This is a genomic window from Neolewinella antarctica (assembly GCF_011927835.1).
In the GTDB taxonomy this organism is placed as follows: Bacteria; Bacteroidota; Bacteroidia; order Chitinophagales; family Saprospiraceae; genus Neolewinella; species Neolewinella antarctica.
The window spans coordinates 350987-373159 of sequence record NZ_JAATJH010000004.1 but is presented as its reverse complement, the minus strand read 5'-3'; the positions used below and the strand labels follow the sequence as shown (position 1 = coordinate 373159).

The following is a 22173-nucleotide window of genomic DNA, read 5'->3' as shown; positions in this document are numbered from 1 at the left end:
GAAGGTGTAAGTGACTGCCGCTCCAACTTATTTCGGGTAACGACGCGCAATACCCTGCTACTCCACCGAAATCATGGCACCCGCGGAATTCGCCCCAAACTCCGGCGCGTACATGCACTGCACCCGCCCCAAACCGTTACTAAAGGTCCCGGAAAAAGTGGCGAATAGGTCGTACTCGATCGTGTATGTTCCTTTCGGAAGATTGTCGATGAAAAAGTTCGTCGCCAAATCACCGGGGGCGGCGTAGTAGCCGAGTCCATTGGTGAACCGGTAGCCCGAAAGTTGGTCAACGGGCTCGAAGGTGGCCGCACGCCGATCTTTCAAGTGTACGTAGTCCAGATCCCGGTCAGAACGCACAATGAGGCGGACGGTCACCCGGTCACCCGGGGCAAGTGGTTGGTCAGTCGTGATTGGGTCGAGTCGTATTCCGTCTTCCGTAGCGATACGGTGAAAGAGCTGCCTTTCGAGCGTTAACGGCCCGTCGTTGCTCGCTGCTACTTTTGAAGCCAGTTCCGTGTACTGCCAGTAAGTCCCACCCCAGACGATATTATTAGCGCTGTTCTTCACCTCCACGGTGGCCAAGCTCTGGTCGACCCGGTCGCCTGTAATACTAATACTGAAAGCGCCCGTAGCCGCTTCGGCCGAATTTTGCGCCTCGGCCAACCGATCATCCAGTCGCAGCGCCCGGTCGGCTCGTGGCCACGCTACGTTGATGGAGCGGCCATCGTTGGCGACCCAGTCGGTCCCGGTATTAAGCAGCGCATAAGCCGCCGCGGCCGTGCTTTTTGTCGTAGGCCACCGATTAGTCCGCTTGTTGGTTAGCAGCCAGAGCCGCATATCGTCGAGTTCCGCAGTCGTTCCACCGCCGAGTTGGAAAGCTTCCAGGATTCGGCAGTGCGTTTCGATGGGTAAGTTGTTCCACCGGAAACCCCGGCCGTACTTCCAGTACATCCCGAACTCGTCTTTCCGAATCGCTCGTTCCCGAAGCGATTCGATGATCGTCTTCGTGGTGGCCTTCCCCACAACGGCGTCACCGGCGGCACCCAGCGCGGCGATCAGTGCCTGCTCGTACAGACCGTATTCTGTCCAGGTTTTGAAGGTTTGGCTAAGGTAGAATTTACTAGCACGTTGCTCATCGGCTCCGACCACGGGGGCGGCACCGGCCAGGGCACGGGCGTAGAGGTAGTGAACGACGTGACCGGGAGGCTGATGTTTCCCCAACTCGTCCTCGTCACTAATTCGCTTCAGCAGCTTTTCGTAGTCCTCAACCAATTGCTGATCGAGGTACGCGGTGGCGGCGGAAATAATCTGCTCGACCTGGTCCGTTTGATCGGGGGTAACGGCTTTGAGTTGCTGCAGACGAGCCAGCGTTTCTACCACGTACTGGGTAACGTAGCGGTCTTCCGGGCCACCGGGGAACCAGCTGTAGTATCCTGCGTTGTTTTGCTGCTTAACCAACTTATTTAAAGAGGTGGTTTGCTCCGCTGCAAGCTTTTTCAGGTCGAAGAGACTAGCAATTCGGGCGCGTTGCTCCGCCTCAGACTGGGCGGCGCGGACCCAGGGTGTTTCGGTAAGCAGGGCATTTTTCAGGCTAGCGTTCCGTTCCAGTTCGCTATTCAGGGCGTTGCTATCCGCTTGCCACTTGCGAAAGACCGTCTCTAAAATGGGCTTCTGGCTTACCGTAGTAAAGGCAAGTTGGTTAGCAAAATAACGGTTAGCCACCTGCTCGGTGCAGTCAAACGGAGACTCCATCAAGTAGGGCAGTGACTTCAGGGCCAACCAGGCGGGGTTCGTCGTGGCTTCAAACGTGTAACCGACGTGTTGCAAGGTTTCACTATCGTAATTCGCCAGGAGTGGGATGGTAACTTTTTTATCGTCCTTCTTTTTTAGGTAAAACGCTTGACTCACCGTGATGAGGGTACGGTCCGATAGTACGGGAAACACATTTTCTTCCCCGTCGGAAAAGCTCCCCCCACGGGCGATGACGCGGTAGCCGAGTGGACCCCGGCTAGCAAAACCATCCGGAATGCTCAGTGGAAAACAGAAAGGTTTGCCGCTGTTCGCGCCAACGATTTGCTCTTCCGTACAAGCCCCCGCACCCGCGACCGCGCTCATATTTATCATCTCGTTAGTGATTGGGTCAAAGTACTCGATGCTTACCCTAACTTTCATGTCTTCCTCCGACAGATTATTCACGCGGGCGGTCAGTTCCAGTGCGTCGCCTTCCCGCAAAAACCGGGGGACGTTGGGCAAAACCATGAGTTCCTTTTGGGTCAGCACCTCCCGCTCGGCGTAGCCAAAATTAAGGTGCTTATCGTGCGTCAGTACCCGTAAACGCCACTTGGTGAGGGCTTCGGGGCTCGTGAAAGTGACGGTTAGATCTCCACCATCCGTAGTGGTAAGTTCCGGCAACCAGATAGCGGTTTCCCGGAGGTTTTTGCGGATGGAAACGGGTGCATCCTTTACGTCGTCCTGTGGAATACCGGGTGGAGGTGGCGGGGTGGCGGTCCGGGGCGGTTCCATTTCGATGGATTCTTCGGTGGCAACTCCACTGTCGTAATCTACCACTGCATCCGCGGACATCATGCTCCGCTTTTCCAGATTACCGGAGACCGACCGGAATATCCGGGACCGCCCGTCATCCCAGCTGAACGGACTAAGGTCGAGCTGCGGCAGGGTCTCCTCCTTAAGCAAGGCCAACTTTGGTTCCGGTGAATTCCCACCTCCCGACCGTACGTTATCCAGGTAAAGAGAAGCGAACTTACGGTAGGTAGTCACCTCCGGGTAAGGATTCAAATTCCAGGGGCGGGCGGGGGCGATTTGGTCGAGGCTGGCGTCGTACATCGAAGCCAGCGCGGCGGCCATGACGGGTGAGCCATCGGCGTTACGGATCGTCAGCGTCCATTTTTCCGGCTCACCGGGGCGCAGTTTATCCCGGAAAGTGGCGTAGTCGATGGCCAGTTCTTTGTTGTCCCAGCCAAAATCAAGGGTGTACCGCTCTTCGTGCAAGCGACCGTCGTGGACGAAAGCAAGGTCGAAAATAATGCCGCCACGATCTTCTTCCGTCGGGGTATAGGTGATTGTCGCGGTACGATCCGCCGTAGTCGTTGCGGTGACTACCCCCTTACGGCTCATAAAACTGTAAGTAATTCGCGGCAACGGAACGCTCGCGTAGAGCTGGATGGTAACGGGCTCACCCAGCCGCACCTCTTTAGTTTCCTGGGTGAGAGTATAAAGCGTACCCTCGGCAAGTTGCTCGTTTTGCAGGTCACTCACCTGAAAAACGACCGGCTCGCCCGGCGTGCCGTCGGCGTAGACCCAGTCGATTCGGTAGTAGCCCGCGGCGTATCCGGCGAGCGATAATTGAGTCTCCCCCTTGCCTTCGGCTAAGTTTAGTACCTGATTACTAACTACCTCGCGCTGTACGTCCCAGTCTTTCTTCTCACCGGATTCCCGTGCGGGCAAGTCCGGAAATAACTCGCCGTACGCCTGTGGGTCCAAAATCGGTCGGTCGGGAAAATCCCACAGTCGGTTACGCAAAGTAGCACCCGGATTAGTCACTTTCGAGATACCGTACTGAATGACGAGCGACTCATCGCTTCCGGCGGCTTTGATGGTTAGCGTATCACCTGCTTGGTAAGCTTCCTCGACGCTCAGGGAGACGGTTGGCTTTTCGCTCCGAAGTTGGGTCGTTGCTTTAGTAGTTTGCGTCTCGCCCGTGGCGTCCGCTACGTCGACTTCAATGGTATAGTTATAACTTTTGCGCTGGCCCGCTAGATTCGCGTCCGGTGTGAAGGCGACGGTAAATTCACCCCGCTCGTCCGTCATTACGGAACCCGAGCCGACCAATTCTTTGTCACTGCTTGCACCACCGCGGTACCACCAGAACCACCGCTGTTCTTCCACAAAAATCCGGTAATTCACGGCAGCATCGTTCACGGCGGGGCCGGCGAATAAGGTTGCCTTACCGGCGATTTCGGTTTCTTCACCACCAACCGCGAAATCAGGACCGGTTAGCTCGACTTCGAACTTGGGGCGTTTGTATTCTTCTACGCGGATGACCGCGCTACCGCCCTCCGTTTCGAGCCGGAACGTGCCCGTGAGCCCGCCTTCCGGTAAGGTAAATGAGAGGTGAAAGCGACCGAACTCGTCACTCTGCGCGGTTTGGCTTGCGACCTCCTGGTAGTTCGCGTCGCGCAGCGTCACGGATCGCTCCTGACCAGTCAGCAGCTTGGGCATCCGCCGACGGTCTTTAAGCATAGTGATACCGTAAAGACGCACGGTCTGGCCGGGGCGGTAGATGGCGCGGTCGGTGAATATTGGCGTAAAGGTCTCTTCCCGGCTACGGTCGCGGCGATCGTTCTGGTAGACGTATTCGCTGCGGGTGACGAGGATGTCATTTCCGTCCCGCAGCACTAGGTAGATTCGTTGTCGGTTTACGTCGGGCAAATCGAAGCGCCCCTGATCGTCCGTTACTACCGTGCGCGACAGGGCCCAAGGATTTCCCTTGCGGTTACCGCGTAGGTGGATGGACACTTCCACGCCCGGGCGCACGGCACCGGTGGTCAGGTCCTGCACTTCGTAGTAATCCCGTTCGCCGTCGTCAAATTTCACGAGTGCCATGCCACTGACCATTACCGGCGTCAGTGACATATTTTCTTGCTTGGAAAAATCCGCGTCCGAGCTGGTGATGAGCATGTACGCACCGGCGGGTTGGCGCGGCAGCCACGTTTCGGTGCGGTGTGGGGCGTAGTCGTCGTTCTCCGGCAACCAAAAAGATTTCTCCGCTACGACGTTGCCCGCCAGCAGAGCTTGGGTATCCCGCACTTCGTAATCACTCGTTGTGAGCATCGTTAGCTGGTCCTCCGCCAGTCGCACCAACTTGTAGTGAAGGCGGTCAATGTTTCGGTACTGGCTGGAGATCAGCAAGTTGTGATCGGCGCGGTTGGATTCTTCGACGGTGGTTACTTGCGATTGCCGGAGGATTTGAGCACGCAGGCGCGCTACGGCGTTGCGTATTTCCGGTGTGGTCTCCTTGGCGCTATCGAGGATTTTCAACGCCACTACCCTTGGCCGTTCGGTCGTTGTCGGTGGTTGGTTGAGGTAAACTCCGGCTTGCCTGACGAGCAGTACGTCACGGCCCCTGATGTCCGCGTAAGTCCGGTACATTCGTTCCAGTGCGGCTAGGTAGTCCTCCGTTTTTGCCCCGAGTTGTCGCACGTAATCTACCCGACGCACGTCCGCGCGCAGTAGCCCTTCCCCACCGTTTTTCAGGTGATAGCGCAGTTCTTGTTGGTGTAGTTTGAGGCGACGGACGGGGCCGGTTTCGCCCGCCAGATCAGCAAAATCCAGGCTAACGAAAGACGTAGCCGGGACGAGGTATTTTTGCGCGGTCGCGGGTGCGGCGTTGTTGACGATGAGCAGGGGATTGACGAGTAACTCACCAATCTCCTGGGTTAATAGGTCAAAAAGCGTGAGCCCCCGCGCGTCCTTTTCGGCGTCCGTGATGATTGCCGGGATGGCGGCGAGCTCGGTCCGTTGCTGCCCGGCCTTTTCGGCGGCGGCGTACAAGTAGTTATCGGCGGCGGTGGCCAGTTGGCGGAGGTTCCAGTCTTCCAGGGGAAGGTCCGGCGCCGGCGTCGTATCCGTCGTAACGGCCGTGGCGTTGCGCAGGCGGTAAGCGTTCTGCTGGGCGTAGGTATAGTACCCTTTACCGATCAGGTAATTTAGTACGGAACTCACTACCGGGCGGTTGCGATTCTGGTCCAGCTCCGCGATCAGTAATATTAACGTGGCTTCCGTTCCTTCCTCTTCCAGCGCGGACGTGTACGTAGCGCGGTAAGCCAGGGCTTTCAGCATATCATCTTGGTCACCTTCTTTCTCCGCCGTTGCGTAGAGTTCCGTGGCTTTCGTAAGCGCGCTTTGGTACTTGCCTTCCTTTGCGAACGCTTCAATTGCTTGGTAATCGGTCGAATAATTCTGGGCCATAAGCTGGATCGAAAGCAAGAGTGAGGTGAGAAGCAGGAGAAAAATACGCATAAAGCAGGGTTGTATCGGTAAGATAGGGGTGCCCGGGTGAGTAGCGAAGGGCTGGTTTCGAATCTTAGATGCGGATCGGTGAGAAAATGCACGCACCGAATACGTTAAGCTAACGTTAGCCTTTCCGCATACCCCAAAAAGAGCAAAGGTTCGGACCAGCCCGTTCGAGCTAATCCAAACCTTTGTTCTCTCGCTAAAAATCATTGCACCCGCGACCACGCCCACCGCAGGAAGGGATTTAACGCTTACCAAATTCTTCTTCCGCCACCCGGCGCACCTCGTCCGCTACCCGCCAGGCAACTTGCTCGTCCAGTGTCGGCGGAATAACGCCGTCGAGAGTAGGGTTACGGATGTGGTCGGCGATAGCGTGCGCGGCGGCGAGTTTCATGTTCGGCGTGATCCGCGGCGCGCGAGCGTCGAGGGCTCCCCGGAAGATGCCCGGAAAACCGAGTACGTTGTTGATTTGGTTGGGCAGGTCGCTACGCCCCGTGCCGACGATGGCCGCGCCACCCAGCTTGGCTTCGGCGGGCATGATTTCCGGAATGGGGTTGGCCATGGCGAAGATGATGCTGTCCCGCGCCATCGTGGCGATGTCATTTCGGTCAAGCAAATTCGATACGGAAACCCCGATGAAGACGTCAGCGTCCACGAGCGCGTCCTTGAGACTGCCCGCCAGGTCGTGAGGGTTCGTGAATTCAAGCACCTCCGTCTTCGCGTAGTTCAAATCTTTTCGCCCCCGTCCGATGATGCCCTTACTATCGCAAATGATGATCTGTTTGACTGGCGTAGCGTACGCCGAATCAGGGTTGTCAACCGCCTTGAGCAAACGCGCGATCGCAATGCCCGCCGCGCCCGCACCGTTGATGACGACCTTGAGATCCTCCATCTTTTTCCCAACCAACTTACAACTGTTCAGTAGCCCCGCGAGCGTGACGATGGCCGTCCCGTGTTGGTCGTCGTGAAAAACGGGGATGCCCAGATCCTGTAAACGTCGCTCAATCTCAAAGCTGCGGGGCGCGGAAATATCTTCTAGGTTCACCCCACCAAATACGGGCGCGATTAGGCGCACCGTCTCGACAATCTTGTCCGTATCCTGGGTGTCGAGACAGATCGGGAAGGCGTCGATGTTAGCGAAGCGCTTGAACAGCATCGCCTTACCCTCCATGACCGGAATGGACGCGGCGGCCCCGATGTCGCCCAGACCCAGCACGGCGGAGCCGTCGGTTACGATCGCTACCGTGTTGCTTTTGATGGTGTACTTGTATACGTCGTCCGGGTTCGCCGCAATCGCCAGGCAGGGTGCCGCAACGCCGGGGCTGTAGACGAGCGATAGGTCCTCTTTGCTCCGCACGTCCATTTTAGCGGAGACGCGGATTTTTCCCTTCAGGGTGCGGTGCAGGTTTAGGCTCTCTTCGAAATAGTCCATGGGGCAAAAGATTATTGGAGGTAAGTACCGGCTGTGCTTAAACTTAGTCGAAAGATCAGCCAGGTTGGTTGTGGCGCAATAATCTTCGCTGGTCCGCCGGAAGCGGCTAGCCGTGAGTGCAAGACTAACAAAAAATTAGGCGGGAATCGTCACCGTTCCTAACTCAGTGCGTTAAAAACTGGCGCTCACTCGCAAATAGCCACAAATGTTTGTCATTAAATACTATCATACATTTTGTTGTTATTTATTTTATCCCTACATTTGAATCGGACAATACTGATAAGCGAATTACCGAGTCCGCCCACGAAGCATGACCCATGCAGATGCGCGAAGACTTTATTCATTTTTTGTGGCGGCAAGCTCGCTTTGACCTGAGACAATTAAAGACGACCACCGGTGCACCCATTAGTGTTCAGCACTTTGGCGAGCACAATCACGATGCGGGGCCGGATTTTAGTAGTGGCCAGATCCGCATCGACGGCATGCAGTGGGCCGGCAACGTCGAGATGCACGTCAACGCCAGCGAGTGGTACGAGCACGGCCATGATACGGATTTGGCTTACGACAACGTCATCCTACACGTAGTTTACGAAGAAGACCGGCCGGTCTACCGGACCAACGGTCAACGCATTCCCTGCCTCGAACTACACGGCCGCATCCCCCCCGGCATTTACCAATCTTACTGGCGCCTTCTGCACAACGAGTACTGGATCCCCTGCGAGCACCAACTCCACCTGGTGGACGAGCCTACGAAGCGACAGTGGATCGACAACATTTTACACGAACGGCTGCGCGCTAAGAGTGAACGCATTCTTGAACGGTTGGCAGCTAACGGCCGCGACTGGGAAGAGACTTTCTATCAGTTTCTGGCCCGGGCACTCGGTGGCCGCGTCAATGCGGATGCGATGGAAATGTTAGCCCGTTCGTTACCCTTCCGGGTGCTGCTGAAACACAAGCACAGCCTCGTTCAGTTGGAAGCCTTGTTCTTTGGCCAGTCCGGTCTACTTCCGGAAAAATGCACTGGGGAAGAAGCTTACGTGACCTTGCTCCGCCGGGAATATGCGCTCCTGAAAGCCAAGCACGGTCTTCGCCCGATCCCCACAACGGCGTGGCGCTACCTACGGCTCAGACCCAATAATTTCCCGACGATCCGCATTGCGCAATTATCGACGATGGTCTACCGCACGGGTCAACTCTTCGGGAAATCACTGGCTGCGGCGGACGCCAAAGAACTGGCAAATATGTTCGAGATCGAACTGAGCAATTACTGGCGGACGCACTATCGCTTTGGCAAAGAGGGTCAGGCGGGTCGACGTAGGTTGGGTACGGACATGATCAATTCCATCCTGATCAATACCGTAGCGCCGGCCCTGGTTGCTTACAGTCGCCATCGCTCCGACGCGCGCTACTACGACCGGGCGACGGACCTTCTCCGTACGCTACCCGCCGAGAACAATAAAGTGATGCGTAAGTGGTCGCAACTGGGGCTGGCTCCAAATAATGCGGGTAACAGCCAGGCGCTTTTGGAGTTGAAAACTTCGTACTGTGCGAAAACCCGTTGTACGGACTGCGCCATCGGCTGTCAGTTACTTGCGGCGAGTTACGACAATCGGGGTACGGAGCCTTTGCTCAGCTTGAACGAGCAGGCGCAGGTTTATGAGGTTGTGGGGGTTTGACGGTCCTTAGGTAGCTTCTACGTAATGGCGGTTGGCGCCCCGACTTAGCCGAGGTGGGTGCAAAGAGAACTTGGTACGGGAGGAGAACTACACCGTGTTGCCTGACGGTGGAAGCGAACTTTCGTAGTCACTAATCAACTCATTAGCTCTTCCGTTCCCAACGGCTAAACCGGTAAGCAATTTCATTCTTACCGTGAGGCCGGTGCCCTTCGCTCCACACTTCTTCCCACTGAGCGGGGTCTAGCTTGGGAAAAAACGCGTCACCATCCGCTATCTCCGCATCCACGACGGTCAGGTAAACGGTAGAGACAGCGTCGAGACTTTGCCGGTACAGCTCCCCCCCACCGATGATGAAACTCTTAGTTGATTCCAGGACGGAGGAATGGTCAAGGGCCTCCCGCAGCCCGTGCGTGATGACCACTCCCGTTGCCGTAAAAAAGGCGTCACGGGTCAGCACGATATTGGTCCGCTTCGGTAGGGGGCGGCCGATGCTCTGGAAGGTTTTGCGCCCCATGATTACCGGGTGGCCGAGGGTAACGGACTTGAAGAACTTCAGGTCGGCGGGTAAGTACCAAGGGATGTCGCCATCTTTTCCAATCGTTCCTTTACGATCCGTCGCTACGATGGCAATGAGTTGGCGGGCTTGGTGTGGTTGGCTCATGGGTGCGAAGGTAAGCGTGTGATGCTTTTCGGACGGTTTTCGAAGATCATTTGTCAAGTTTTCAGTACGATTCATTTCTACTTCCTACCACTCGATAGAGTCGCTGAATTGCCCGCCCGGTAGCAACCTTCGGGAATGGCAACGCGTATATTTACCACAAATTATTTTACCGTTTGCCCGCCGCCTCAACTAATTCCTCCACCTTCGATCTCACCTCCGCCGGCACCGTTTACGCGGACGTGATCGTGCCCCTGGCGGTCAGCCAAACTTATACTTTTTCGGTACCGGAAGAAATGGTTGGCGGCCTCCAACGTGGCTTACGGGTGGAGGTCCAGTTCGGCAAGAATAAGCACTACACCGGCATCATCGACCGGCTACACGGCACCCGCCCCGACTACGGTACAAAAGCCATCCTGAGCGTCATCGACACGGAGCCCTCCGTTACGGACAAACAAATCGATCTCTGGAAGTGGATGGCGGACTACTACGTCTGCAACGTTGGCGAGGTAATGACGGCCGGCTTACCCGCCCATTTAAAACTGACGAGCGAAACACTGGTCACGCTCGGCCCGCTCTTCAGCGCGGACTCTACGCAGCTAGATGATGAAGAGTACATGATCGTAGAAGCCTTGACCATCCAGCGAGAGTTAACGCTGAAAGACATTCAGGGTATTCTCCAGAAAAAGACCGTGCTGCCCATCATCCGGCGCTTGATTGATCGGAGGATTGTCTATCTGCAGGAAGAGCTCGTGGAGAAATACAAACCGAAGGCGGTAAAATGCGTCCGCTTCACCGCTGCGTTTACGGAGGAAGATAGCTGGAACGATGCGTTCGAAAAAGTAGCTAGATCGGAAAAACAAACTACCGTACTACTGGAGTTTATCCAGGTCTTTCGCACGCTTCCTTTCGTGAGAACAAGTGACCTGACGAAACGCACGGAAGCTACGGGAGCTAACGTACGGGCCATCGAGAAAAAGGGGATTTTTGAAATCTACGAACGCGAGATCAGTAGAATTTCCGAAGCGGAAGAACTGACGGACGAAGACCGGCAGCTTAGTACGCAGCAGGTGACCGCACTGGAAGAGATCGACGCTGCTTTCCGGGACAAAAAGCCCGTTTTACTACACGGCGTGACGGGAAGCGGTAAGACCAGGGTTTACCTGGAATTGATGGAGGCGACCTTGGCCAAGCAAGAACAGGTTCTGTACTTGCTCCCGGAAATCGCCCTGACGAGCCAGATCGTCAAACGGCTCCAGCAAAAGCTCGGCGACCAGGTAGTCGTCTACCACAGTCGCCTGGACAGTATGGAACGGGTGGAGATTTGGAAAGCCGTCCTGCGGGGCGAGAAATCCGTCATTGGTGCGCGGTCCGCCATTTTTCTTCCCTTTAAGAAACTGGGTCTGGTGATCGTTGACGAGGAGCACGACCCCAGTTACAAGCAGCAAGCCCCCAACCCACGCTACAACGGGCGCGACGTGGCCGTTTATCTCGCGCATACCTACGGTGCCCCCGCTATTCTCGGAACAGCGACGCCCAGTTTGGAGAGCTGGGAAAATACCGTGCGCAACAAATACCGCCTCGTACGGATGCCGGAACGCTTCGGTGGCATCCACCTTCCCCAGATCGGCGTGACCAACGCGCGGGAGGCCAACGAGAAAGGCCACATCCACCCGTTTTTCACTCCGACCCTCATTAACGAAATCAAAGCAACCCTGGGACGTAAAGAGCAGGTGATTCTGTTCCAGAACCGTCGTGGTTTCGCACCTACCTACTTTTGCGCAACCTGCGATCTGACCGTACAGTGCGTTAACTGCGATGTCAGCCTTACTTACCACAAATTTAGAGAACAGCTACGCTGCCACTGTTGCGGCTACTCCAGAACGCCACCGGAAACTTGCCCCGCCTGCGGTAGTCTGGAAATGAAACTCAGTGGAACGGGGACGGAAAAGATCGAGGACGAACTCAAGATTATCTTGCCGGAGGCTAAAGTTGCCCGAATGGACCTCGATACCACCCGGGGTAAAAACGCACTAACCAAACTCATCAGTCAGTTTGAGGCCGGTGATATTGATATCCTGGTCGGTACGCAAATGGTGACGAAGGGGTTGGATTTCGAGCGCGTCGGTCTCGTTGGGGTAATTAACGCAGACCAAATACTTCACTACCCTGATTTTCGGTCCGACGAAAGGGCCTACCACCTCATGACGCAAGTATCCGGCCGGGCTGGCCGGCGGCATCGGCAGGGTAAGGTGATCATCCAGGCAACGGACCAGCAGCACGTTATTCTGCGCAACGTAGTGGATCAGAACTGGAACCAGTTTATTGAGCGGGAACAGACGAACCGCCGAGAGACATCTTTTCCACCTTACGTTAAAATGATTCACCTCCAGCTACGCCACCCCCGGCGGTCGACGGCTTTGGAGGCCGCTAAGCTCCTTCACCTCTGGTTAGCCCCCGTACTTGGTGAGACCATCACTGCTCCCTTCGAACCCAGCGTGGCCCGCTTGCGGAATTACTACCTACAAGATATGGTCGTCCGAATCAACCCAAGCCCGCGCGAAGTAAAGCGCGTGAAGGGAATATTACGGAAGGCGGTGGCGCAGTTGAACGTGACGCCGAAGCTGACTGGGGTGCGGGTGGTGCTGGATGTGGACCCTTATTGATGGATTAAGTTTCCCATCTTGACCCACCAATATCTTCTCCACGAGCGGTGGTCAACTGAATATCTAGTGCGCTATACAGGCGCTTGCCGATAAATTGCGTGAGTGCTAGGTAGTCGCCGTCGTCCGCAGCCATTAATGAACGGTAATACTCATCTCTATTACTTACGGGTATGACGGCCAATGGGTAACCGGCACGCATCAAGATAAAGTTCATCAAAATTCTACCGATGCGACCATTGCCATCGTCAAATGGATGAATGGCCACAAACTCATGATGGAATATGGTCGCAAGGATTAGTGGGTGAACCTTACCCTCGTCAGCAGCTAAATGGTACCAATCCAATAGCTCTGCCATTAACCCGGGCACGGCGGAAGGTTCGGCGTAATAGTGCTTATCACCGTCAGCGGTAACGACATGGTTCGGCTCACGTTTGTAAACGCCTACGTGGATAGTCCGAAATACCCGCTGCCCGTCCGGCCTACGGGCGTTCTGTTGGTAATTTTCCTTAAGCATTATTTTATGCAACTCACGGATATCAGCCTGGGTAATCCGGCGGTCTCCTTTTATCATTGCAAGCATCAATTCTACGGCATCGCGGTGACCTAGTATGTCAAGGTGATCTTTTAGAGGTTTCCCCTTCGCGGTAATTCCATGAAGTAGTAATGCTTCCGTTTCTCCGTACGTCAAATGGTTTCCCTCAATGGCATTGGAATTGTAATTCCAAATACGGAGGTACTGTTGAAGGACGTGTGCTTCCATCCGCTTGTCAAAGGGACGCAAAGCATCTACTTCGGCTTTCATTGATGTGTACTGTTGCAACTCCCGTAAACTAGTTACAGCTTGCCAGTTCACCTTATCCAGAATTGAATTTTTACCGTACCCCTTGCCGGGGTCATTGACAACTAATACTTCTTCGACTTCATCAATACTGTATGGCTGAAGTGGACGGTCTGAAAAGATTAAGTGAGGGACTTTACCAACTTGATAGGCTAAGTTGACGAGGGTAGAAAGTTTGAGATCAGACTTTCCATTGAGCATCTGCGATACGTAGCTTTTACTTACCCCGATTTGTCTCGCAAACTGTGACTGAGAAACACCTTCGTATTCGAGATAGCAACGAATTTCATCCATTAGAGCTTTATGCAAACTCAATGAATACTCATTACGGGAATGATCTTGGAAAGTTGGGCTCAACTGATTCATAGTTAAGTCAAAACTGTACAACACCTCCAGAAGTTGCAGGATCCACAATAGTTGCACAAATTGGTCACCCTAATAACGCCAACTGTTGACTTGCAACTTAACATTATTCTTTTCCTCTGCTTTCCTTGTACCCACCCGATAGCTATCGGAACGCCCTACCCTTTCTTAACCGTCCCACCGGAACTGGCATCCGCATTAACCGAACTGGGGTTGCCCTGGTAGCGAATCCGTCCACCGGAACTGGCTTCTGCGTCGAGTCGCTCGGAAGCATTAATTCTAATCCCCGCTCCGGAGCTCACGTCCGCCGACGCCTCTTTAACTTCTAAGCCCTCCGCGTGAACGTTAGAACCAGAACTCGCTTCGGCGTCTATCGTTCCGGCTTTACCACTAACGGTAATCTTCCCGCTACTACTTGCGTCCACGTCAACCCGGTTACCGGTGTACGTGACTTTGATGCTCGACGCGCTGCTGGATTCCAGGCGTAAGCGATCGCCCTCAAAAGCACCTATGGTAACGATGTCCGCACTACTGGACGCATCGATCTTCTCAAGAACGGGCATCGTAACGAATACGGTGATTTTTTGCTTGTTGTTGATGCTTACACGGTTCCGAAACCCGATTTCGAGCGTACTACCGGAGACTTCCGTTTCGATGTATTCCTGCAAATTACTCTCCGCTTCTACTTCTACTGAGAAATTAGCTCCGGGCGTAATCTCGACATTAAAACTACAACAAGCTTTAACTCCGTCGAAATCTTTTAGACTCCGTGTTTGCGTGACGACATCGCCATTGCCCCGAACGGACTTGTTATTCCAACCCCAGTTCTGCGCTTGAAGCGTTGTAGTGGATAGGAAAGCAAGTAAAAAGAGGGTGAATATCAGTTTCATTTGTAACGTGGTTTGTGAGAAGGGACGAAGCTTCGGCTTGTGGGTTGCATCTCCCTTGTAATTAACAACGTATCGAACCATTCCCAGAAATTTAGTTGACGTGCTAACTATACCATTTGGTACATAAGTATTACCATGGCCATCATGAATCCCAACGTGGTTAACGCGTAAAACTTCTTTACCAACACTTCAAAAAAAAACGCCGCCCCAACAATTAAGTCGAAGCGGCGTCCTCAAATTTATCGAATCAAATCCTAGTCACGGCGGGGGCGATCGCGACGCTCACCGCGTCCACCGCGGTCGTTGCGGTCACCGCGCTCGCGGCGGGGGCGGTCCTTGGCGGCCTGGCGCTCGGCTTCGAGCTCCTCGTCCGTTGCAATCGTGCCGTCGGCGCGGGGCATGATGGCTTTGCGGCTGAGGCGCAGCTTACCCGTGCGCTCGTCGATATCGACGATCTTGAATTTCACTTCGTCACCTTCGCTGAAAGCATCCTCGACGCTTTCGATCCGGCTGTGGCTCATTTCGGAAACGTGGAGGAGTCCGTCCTTACCACCTTCGAAACCGACGAATACACCGTAGGGCATGATCGTCTTGACCGTACCGGTGTACACACCACCGACTTCGGGCGTGAACGTGATCTTCTTGATCCGTGCAACGGCATCGTCGATGCTGTCCTTATCGCTACTGGCGATGGAAACGTGGCCCTTACCATCGATCTCTTCGATGTTGATGTTCGTACCGGTCATTTCCTGAAGCTCCTGAATGATCTTACCGCCGGGTCCGATTACGGCACCGATGTAAGACTTCTCAATGATGAGCTTGACGATCCGGGGGGCGTGCGACTTGAGGTCATCTGCCGGCTTAGAGATCGTCTTGGCCATTTCGCTGAGGATGTGGAGGCGGCCTTCGCGGGCTTGGTCCAAAGCTTGCTGGAGTTGCTCGTAGGGAAGTCCGTCGATCTTGATGTCCATCTGGCAAGCCGTGATCCCTTTTTCGGTACCGGTCAGCTTGAAGTCCATGTCACCGAGTGCGTCTTCGTCGCCGAGAATGTCGGAAAGGATGGCAATCTTGCCACCTTCGGCGACCATACCCATTGCGATACCGGCAACGGCACGCTTGAGCTTGACACCACCGTCCATCAGGGCCATGGAACCGGCGCAAACCGTTGCCATGGAGGAAGAACCGTTAGATTCCATGATGTCGGAAACGATGCGGATCGTGTGCGTCATCTCGTCGGGCAGTACCTGGCGGATGGAGCGATTAGCGAGGTTGGCGTGGCCAACTTCACGACGGCCGGGGCCGCGCATTGGCTTCGTCTCGCCTACGGAGTAAGCGGGGAAGTTGTAGTGGAGAATGAAGTCCGCGTAGCTGTTTTCGTAAGCAACGTCGACCATCTGCTGGTCGGTCTTGGTACCGAGGGTGACGCTGGTCAGTGCCTGCGTTTCGCCACGGTTAAAGATCGCCGAACCGTGCGTTGAAGGAAGGTAATCGATCTCCGTCCAAATGTCGCGAACCTGGTCGAATTTCCGGCCGTCGAGGCGGACGCTCTCGCTGAGCATCAGGTCGCGAATGGTTTTCTTCTGAATCGTGTAGTAAGCGGCGCTGAGGTCGGATTTATGTTCCTTGTACCAATCTTCACCTTTGTCTTCGGTGGCGGCGGCTTTGAAGTCATCCTTGACTTTCTTGAAAGCGTCTTTGCGCTGCTGCTTGTTGAGGGCTCCGCGGGCGACATCCTGAACGGCGGATTTTACTTTCCCTTCTACGTATGCAACGAGTTCTTCGTCAACCTGGTGAATCTCAACGGTACGGGTGGTGGCTTTGTCGCCAACCATTTCACGTAGTTCGAGCTGTGCTTTACACTGAACCTTGATGGCTTCGTGACCGGCCTTGAGGGCTTCGATGATGGCGGATTCGTCGACTTCTTTGCATTCGCCTTCGACCATCATGATGTTGTCCGCGTCGGCGGCAACGATGAGGTCGAGGTCGGCATCCTTGAGGGCGGAGCGTTCGGGGTTAACGACGTATTCGCCGTCGATCCGGGCAACGCGGCACTCGGAGATGGGGCCGGAGAAGGGGATGTCGGACACCATCAGGGCGGCGGAGGCGGCGAGGCCGGCCAGCGCGTCGGGCATCACCTCGGGGTCGAGGCTGATGAGGTTGATGATGACTTGCGTGTCGAACATGTAGCCCTTCGGGAAGAGGGGGCGGATGGCACGGTCGACGATCCGGGAGATGAGGATCTCGTAGTCGTTCAGGCGCGTCTCGCGGCGGAAGAAGTTGCCGGGAATGCGACCGGCGGCGGCGAATTTCTCCTGGTAGTCTACGCTAAGCGGAAAGAAGGACTGGCCTTCGCGGACGCTCGTGCCGGAGACTACGGAACAGAAAAGCATTGTTTTGCCGCACTTTACGACGACTGAACCGTCGGCCTGCGTGGCCAGTTTTCCGGTTTCGATGGTGACTTCGCGGCCACTTGGCAGGGCGAAATTCACCGTCATTGGGGTCTTGTTACCCATGGTTGATATGATGACTTTGGTTAATTATGCAAATTTATGGGCCGGGAATATTCGCACCAACCCTGCGCTTCTTTTTGCGCTGTCGCGGGTGCAAAGCGTTTAAGTTAAGGAGCAGTGTTTCGGTGGCAAAAACCCGACGATCTGACCATCACCCTGCACCCCCGATAGCTATCGGGGGACCGCGCCTTAATGGCACGACGGAAATCGTAATAACAACCGAAGTTGCTACCGGACGGGAACCTCAAACAGCCTAGTATTGTGAGGCATAAGCGAACGGATCGAAATCCATTCAATACGCCAGAAATCCGCAACGGGCCGCCGCACGTTTGCGGGCAAAGTGTTTCAATCCTGTGATAATCGGCGGCGAAGATACGAACTTTTATTCTACGCCCGGCGATACTATGGAACTACCCAACACGCTATTTTTTGTTCTTCCACACTACCCAATAAACCGTTGAAAACCAGCGAACCACACCAACGCCAGCAGAAGATCCTGCGCGCCCTAATCGCTGGGGCGCTGGTGCTGCTCGTGATGTTCGCGGTTGCCTTTTTTAACCAACTGAGAATTGGAACCATTCGGGATACCGCGGGCGACACCCTTGGCCTGGAAAGAAATTTGGCCGCTATTCTTACGGCCGTCAAGGAAGGTGAAAGCAGCGAACGGGCTTTCTTACTGACGACCGACGACGCCTACCTGGCCGCCTACAAAAACGGGAAGCAACAAGCTTTCAATAACCTGACCGAAGCGCGCCAACAACTTACAGTGCTTCAGCGACCTAGCCTCAGCATTGATACGTTGCAAGTAGCCATCACGGAGAAGTTTGCTACCCTCGACCAAAGAGTCGCCAGCGTCAGGGCCAGCGCAGCGAACGGGCCATTAGTCGCCGAAGCCGATCGGAAGTTAACTGCCCAAATAACGCACACCATCAACCGACTGAGTGAGGGGGAGCGGCGACAAATCGCGGAATTGCGTACGCGCATCGACCGCATGCACAAATTAACCGCGGGGTTGCTACTGTTCAGCCTTTTTGCTCTGTTTGGCCTCATTTACTACCTCTACACACGTTACTACCCGCTTGTCCTACAAGTTGCCCAATCCATTGAGCGGCGCGACGATGAGATCGACCAGCGAAGAATCGCCGAAGCTCGCGCCCTGACTTTGATCGACGCACTAAAAAGTAAAAACAAAGAACTCGATCATTTCGCCTACATCGCCAGTCACGATCTGCAGGAGCCACTGCGTACGGTAAGTAATTTTATCGAGCTCCTGGAAGAAGAGCAGGGACATAATTTTAACGAGGATGCCAACACCTACGTCAATTTTATCAACCAGGCGACCGACCGGATGCGGGAGCTCATCACCCAACTATTACGGTACAGCCAGATCGGGCGTGACGATGAGTCGCAGCGCGTTGACCTCAACGAGAGCGTGGCGATGGCACTAATCAACTTGCGGCCGGTCATTCAGGAGTCTTCCGCAAGGATCACCGTGCAACTACTTCCCAACATCGAAGGCCACCCGGTCGAGCTGACGGAGCTCTTTCAAAACTTACTCGGAAACGCGATCAAGTTTACGCCACCGGGGCGGGTACCGATCATTACCGTGACTAACTCCGTTAAGAATAATGAAGTTACCATCGACATTACCGACAATGGCATTGGCATCACGAAAGTCGCCCGGGGAAAGATTTTTAATATGTTTTCTAAAGTTCACCCCAGCGGGGCCTACCAGGGCCACGGCATCGGCCTCACTTTCTGCCGCCGCATTATTGAATTGCACAGCGGGCGCCTCACCCTGCTCCCCGCCGCCGAGATTGGTAGCACGTTTCGATTTACCCTAGACACATACGTATATGAAAAAGAAATTAAAGCAGATATTACTGATTGACGATTCCGTTTCCGACAATTTCATCCACGCCCGGCGCATCCGTAACGTAAACGTCACGGAAAGCATCATTACCAAAAAAAATGGCCGCGAGGCGCTGGATTACTTGACGGAAGAGCTCCCAAATAACCAATACCAACAACCCGAACTGATCTTCCTCGACATCAATATGCCCGTCATGAACGGCTGGGAATTCCTGGACGAATACGACAAATTGATGGACAAGCAAAAGGCCCTGGTCGTACTGGCAATGTTAACTACGTCCACCGCCGAAAGTGACAAAGAGAAAGCCAAAAACTACGGCCACCTGTCCACCTTTCTAGAAAAGCCCCTCAAGGAGGAAGACCTACTGAGCATCATTCAAAAGCACTTCCCCCGGCTAATGGAGGAAGAATAGTCATTACACAAATTTCTTGAGTGCAATAATCGCACCGACGTGCATGGCCTCATGCATATTATTAAAGGTCAGCGCATCTTCTACGCTCCGGAGGGTCACGCCGTAGCTCGTTGGGTATTCCTTGTAGTTACTAAAATCCAGGACGCCCAGATCAGCTTCCAGCTTCTTTACGGACGTCTTGAGTAAAGTGAAAATTTCCTGTATTTCCGCCTCGCTGGCGGGCACCTCCGGCTTAGAACCTTTGCGGTAACGGTTAATGAAGTCTTTGCCCGAAGGTGGTTGTTGCCTGCCCAATCCATACACCAGCGACTCCATCGTGGCGATGACGTGGCCGGCATTCCAGATCAGGTTGTTATTGAAGCCTACCGGAATCTGGTTCAGTTGCTCGTCCGTCAGTCCCCCGCAGAGCTTGAGGATATTAGTTCGCGTTGCGGTAAGAAGGTCGATAGTATTCACGGTTAATTTATTTTTCCGAACGGCAGCACCCAGCGCCGCCTCCGGTTGAGCGAAGATAAGCGCAGGAGGGCACGTTGCAAGGCCACGCTGTTTCCGGTACAGATAAAATCGTGGGCGAGATTGCCCCGACTAAGTACGGGGGTAATTGGCGCATCGCGGGTGCCGGGATTTTGGGGTGAGTCCGGAGAATCCACGCCCCCCCGCATAGCCGAAAGAACGTGGGCAACTTGCTTGGCTGCCGCCGGGGAGGGGTCAATGATTCGCACGTCCGGTCCAGCGATGAATTGAATGTCTTCCTTGATCATCGGGTAATGCGTACACCCAAGTACGAGCGTATCTAAACCCAGTGATATCATGGGGGTAATGATGACGCGGAGTTTATCCCGTAAGGCGTTACTACCCGGTTGTTCCGCTTCTATGATTGAGACCAAGCCCCGACAGGGATTTTCCAGCACCACTTTTTTGCTCAAGTGTTTATCGCGTAAAGCTAGATAGCGCTCGCTGTTTAGTGTCGCTTCCGTGGCCAACACCCCCACCACATTTCCGTTAGCCGCGGGTTTAACCGCTGGCTCCAAACCGACAAACGGTACCTCCGGAAATTCTTCTCGCAATCGATCAATGGCAACGCTGGTGGCGGTATTACAGGCAACCACGATCATCTTCGCACCGCACTTCAGTAAAAACCGGGTGATTTCCTCGCTATAAGCCAAAATCTCCGCTGCCTCCCGGGGGCCGTAGGGTGCCCGCTGATTATCGGACACGTACAGGATATCTTCTCGCGGCAACAGTTCCGCGACGGCCGCCGCGACGGAAAGCCCCCCGATACCAGAGTCAAAAACCCCGATGGGGGCGTGTGCATCCATTTTTTTCACTGGCCGAAGATAGTTAGCGCACGTTGGGACTTTAGTCGTTGCTTAAACAAAAACGGGCCGCGCCACCAATTGAGGTGATGCGGCCCGCGTGCTCGTTACGAAAGTTGGTAGCCTAGAGACCGAGCTTCGTCTTTACTTGGCTCGTCAAGTCAGCTGATTCGTCACCGTAGAGGAGCGTTTGCTGGCTGAAGACAAACTGGTAGTCGTTCTCCTTGGCGATGGCTTCGATGGCCTCGTTCACGGAAGTGTAGATGGGCTCGAGAAGCTCCACGCGCTTGGCCTGGAGGTCGGCGATCATCGTACGTTCGAATTCCGCGATCTCTTTCTGGCGAACTTCCAGCTTGGTCGCTTCTTCCTGCTGCTGCTTGGGGGTTAAGTCACCCGCCTGAGCTTTGGCTTCGAGTGCTTGGTAATCGGTCTGGAATTTTTGCACCATGGCTTCTCCCTTCTTCTGGAGTTGCTTCTGGAGACTTTCGAGGTTAGATTCGGCGACCTTCATCTCCGGGTGAGCGGCGATGATTTCGTCGGCGTTTACGTAGCCGTACTTCTGTGCGGTAGCCGTTGCCGTGGCGGCAAGAATCATGACGGCCACGAGGGCGAGTTGAAAGAATTTCTTCATTGTTGCGGTAATTGAGTTGTTTTGAGAAAATGCCAGCACGAAATAGAATAGTTGAGGGCTGGCAAGTGAGGTTTATGTTGGGGATATCGAGAGACACGTATCCGGAATGTAAGCCCGGGCGTCTGTTAACTAATTAATTTTGGAGGGCACGTAGAATGTCATCCGTTTTGTCGTAAGTCTCACTACTGAAGAGAATGCCAGCGGCGCTGGACCGATCAAGGATGTAGTCGTAACCCCGCGTGCGGGCGTAAGCTTCGACGGCTTCGTAAATAGCATCCTGGATTGGCTTCACCAATTCCTGGCGGCGATCGAAGAGCAGACCATCCGCGCCGAACCGTTGGCGTTGCAGTTCCCGGACGGATTTTTCTTTTGCGACAATCTCTTCCTCGCGGCCGGAACGCTGATCCTCCGTTAGCAGGACTTGCTCGGCCTGGTACTTGTTGTACATGCCTTTGATATCGTCGTACTGTTGGTTGATCTCCTGTTGCCACTTGGCGGCTAGTTGATCGAGCTGCGTCTGAGCGTCCTGGTATTCCGTAATGCTACCCAGGACACGCTCCATGTCGATGTGGGCGATCTTCTGAGCGCTGAGCGTAGAGCCGAGGCTAAGACAAGCAAACAGGATAATGAGAAACGTAGAGCGGACGCGCATAAGCAGATGTGTTATTGAAAGGACCCCAAAAGTAGCTACGGTAGCTCGGAACCTTCGGGGGTATAGACGTTCACAAAGTTACGAAGTTACGCCATTGGGAAAGATTTAACGTTGACAACTGCCTGGTAAACCATTAATTACCAACCCGTTACAAAAATACTGCAACTGATTTTCGGTCGTCTGTTTAACGTAATCTTAACGATGATAGCTTGTCTGGGCGGAA

The 22173-nt window shown here is 54.5% G+C and carries 14 protein-coding genes; 4 read left to right on the top strand and 10 right to left on the bottom strand.

Features of this window, described 5'->3' with window-relative positions:
* Positions 1–57 precede the first annotated feature (57 nt).
* Both GGR27_RS13750 and GGR27_RS13745 read right to left on the bottom strand, forming a co-directional pair.
* The gene (locus GGR27_RS13750) at positions 58–6039 is read right to left on the bottom strand and encodes an alpha-2-macroglobulin family protein (protein ID WP_168038254.1); all 5982 of its coding nucleotides are present in this window, start codon (positions 6037–6039) and stop codon (positions 58–60) included.
* A 238-nt stretch (positions 6040–6277) separates the two neighbouring features.
* On the bottom strand, positions 6278–7465 hold the full coding sequence (locus tag GGR27_RS13745) for an NAD(P)-dependent malic enzyme (protein WP_168038252.1): 1188 nt from the start codon (positions 7463–7465) through the stop codon (positions 6278–6280).
* 317 nt (positions 7466–7782) lie between these two features.
* Between GGR27_RS13745 and GGR27_RS13740 the strand changes: the two genes are divergently transcribed.
* Positions 7783–9141, top strand: coding sequence for a DUF2851 family protein (locus GGR27_RS13740; protein ID WP_245184661.1), 1359 nt, complete (start codon positions 7783–7785; stop codon positions 9139–9141).
* Between the two features lie 142 nt (positions 9142–9283).
* Here the strand turns inward: GGR27_RS13740 and GGR27_RS13735 are convergent, their stop codons facing one another.
* On the bottom strand, positions 9284–9802 hold the full coding sequence (locus GGR27_RS13735; RefSeq protein WP_168038249.1) for a dihydrofolate reductase: 519 nt from the start codon (positions 9800–9802) through the stop codon (positions 9284–9286).
* A gap of 173 nt (positions 9803–9975) precedes the next feature.
* On the opposite strand from GGR27_RS13735, the gene priA reads away from it, so the two are divergent.
* Positions 9976–12465 (top strand): replication restart helicase PriA, encoded by a 2490-nt coding sequence (priA, locus tag GGR27_RS13730; protein WP_245184660.1) that lies wholly within the window; start codon positions 9976–9978, stop codon positions 12463–12465.
* Between the two features lie 4 nt (positions 12466–12469).
* On the opposite strand, the gene GGR27_RS13725 is transcribed toward priA, so the two are convergent.
* From GGR27_RS13725 to pnp, 3 genes are all read right to left on the bottom strand, one after another.
* Entirely contained in the window at positions 12470–13660 is a 1191-nt protein-coding gene (locus tag GGR27_RS13725) for a Fic family protein (RefSeq protein ID WP_168038245.1), read from the bottom strand.
* 164 nt (positions 13661–13824) lie between these two features.
* Positions 13825–14556 (bottom strand): head GIN domain-containing protein, encoded by a 732-nt coding sequence (locus tag GGR27_RS13720; protein WP_168038243.1) that lies wholly within the window; start codon positions 14554–14556, stop codon positions 13825–13827.
* 254 nt (positions 14557–14810) lie between these two features.
* Positions 14811–17069 (bottom strand): polyribonucleotide nucleotidyltransferase, encoded by a 2259-nt coding sequence (gene pnp, locus GGR27_RS13715; protein WP_168038241.1) that lies wholly within the window; start codon positions 17067–17069, stop codon positions 14811–14813.
* 454 nt (positions 17070–17523) lie between these two features.
* Between pnp and GGR27_RS13710 the strand changes: the two genes are divergently transcribed.
* Together GGR27_RS13710 and GGR27_RS13705 are read left to right on the top strand one after the other, a co-directional pair.
* Positions 17524–18957, top strand: coding sequence for a sensor histidine kinase (locus GGR27_RS13710; RefSeq protein WP_168038239.1), 1434 nt, complete (start codon positions 17524–17526; stop codon positions 18955–18957).
* On the top strand, positions 18923–19351 hold the full coding sequence (locus GGR27_RS13705) for a response regulator (protein WP_168038237.1): 429 nt from the start codon (positions 18923–18925) through the stop codon (positions 19349–19351). The genes GGR27_RS13710 and GGR27_RS13705 overlap by 35 nt, the downstream gene beginning before the upstream one ends.
* A gap of 3 nt (positions 19352–19354) precedes the next feature.
* On the opposite strand, the gene GGR27_RS13700 is transcribed toward GGR27_RS13705, so the two are convergent.
* The 4 genes from GGR27_RS13700 to GGR27_RS13685 form a co-directional block, all read right to left on the bottom strand.
* Positions 19355–19807: a DinB family protein gene (locus tag GGR27_RS13700; RefSeq protein ID WP_168038235.1), complete on the bottom strand. Its 453-nt coding sequence runs from the start codon at positions 19805–19807 to the stop codon at positions 19355–19357.
* Positions 19808–19809: 2 nt separating this feature from the next.
* Positions 19810–20670: a glutamate racemase gene (murI, locus tag GGR27_RS13695; RefSeq protein WP_168038233.1), complete on the bottom strand. Its 861-nt coding sequence runs from the start codon at positions 20668–20670 to the stop codon at positions 19810–19812.
* A 121-nt stretch (positions 20671–20791) separates the two neighbouring features.
* Positions 20792–21298 (bottom strand): OmpH family outer membrane protein, encoded by a 507-nt coding sequence (locus GGR27_RS13690; protein ID WP_168038231.1) that lies wholly within the window; start codon positions 21296–21298, stop codon positions 20792–20794.
* Positions 21299–21431: 133 nt separating this feature from the next.
* The gene (locus tag GGR27_RS13685) at positions 21432–21950 is read right to left on the bottom strand and encodes an OmpH family outer membrane protein (protein WP_168038229.1); all 519 of its coding nucleotides are present in this window, start codon (positions 21948–21950) and stop codon (positions 21432–21434) included.
* Positions 21951–22173: the final 223 nt, after the last annotated feature.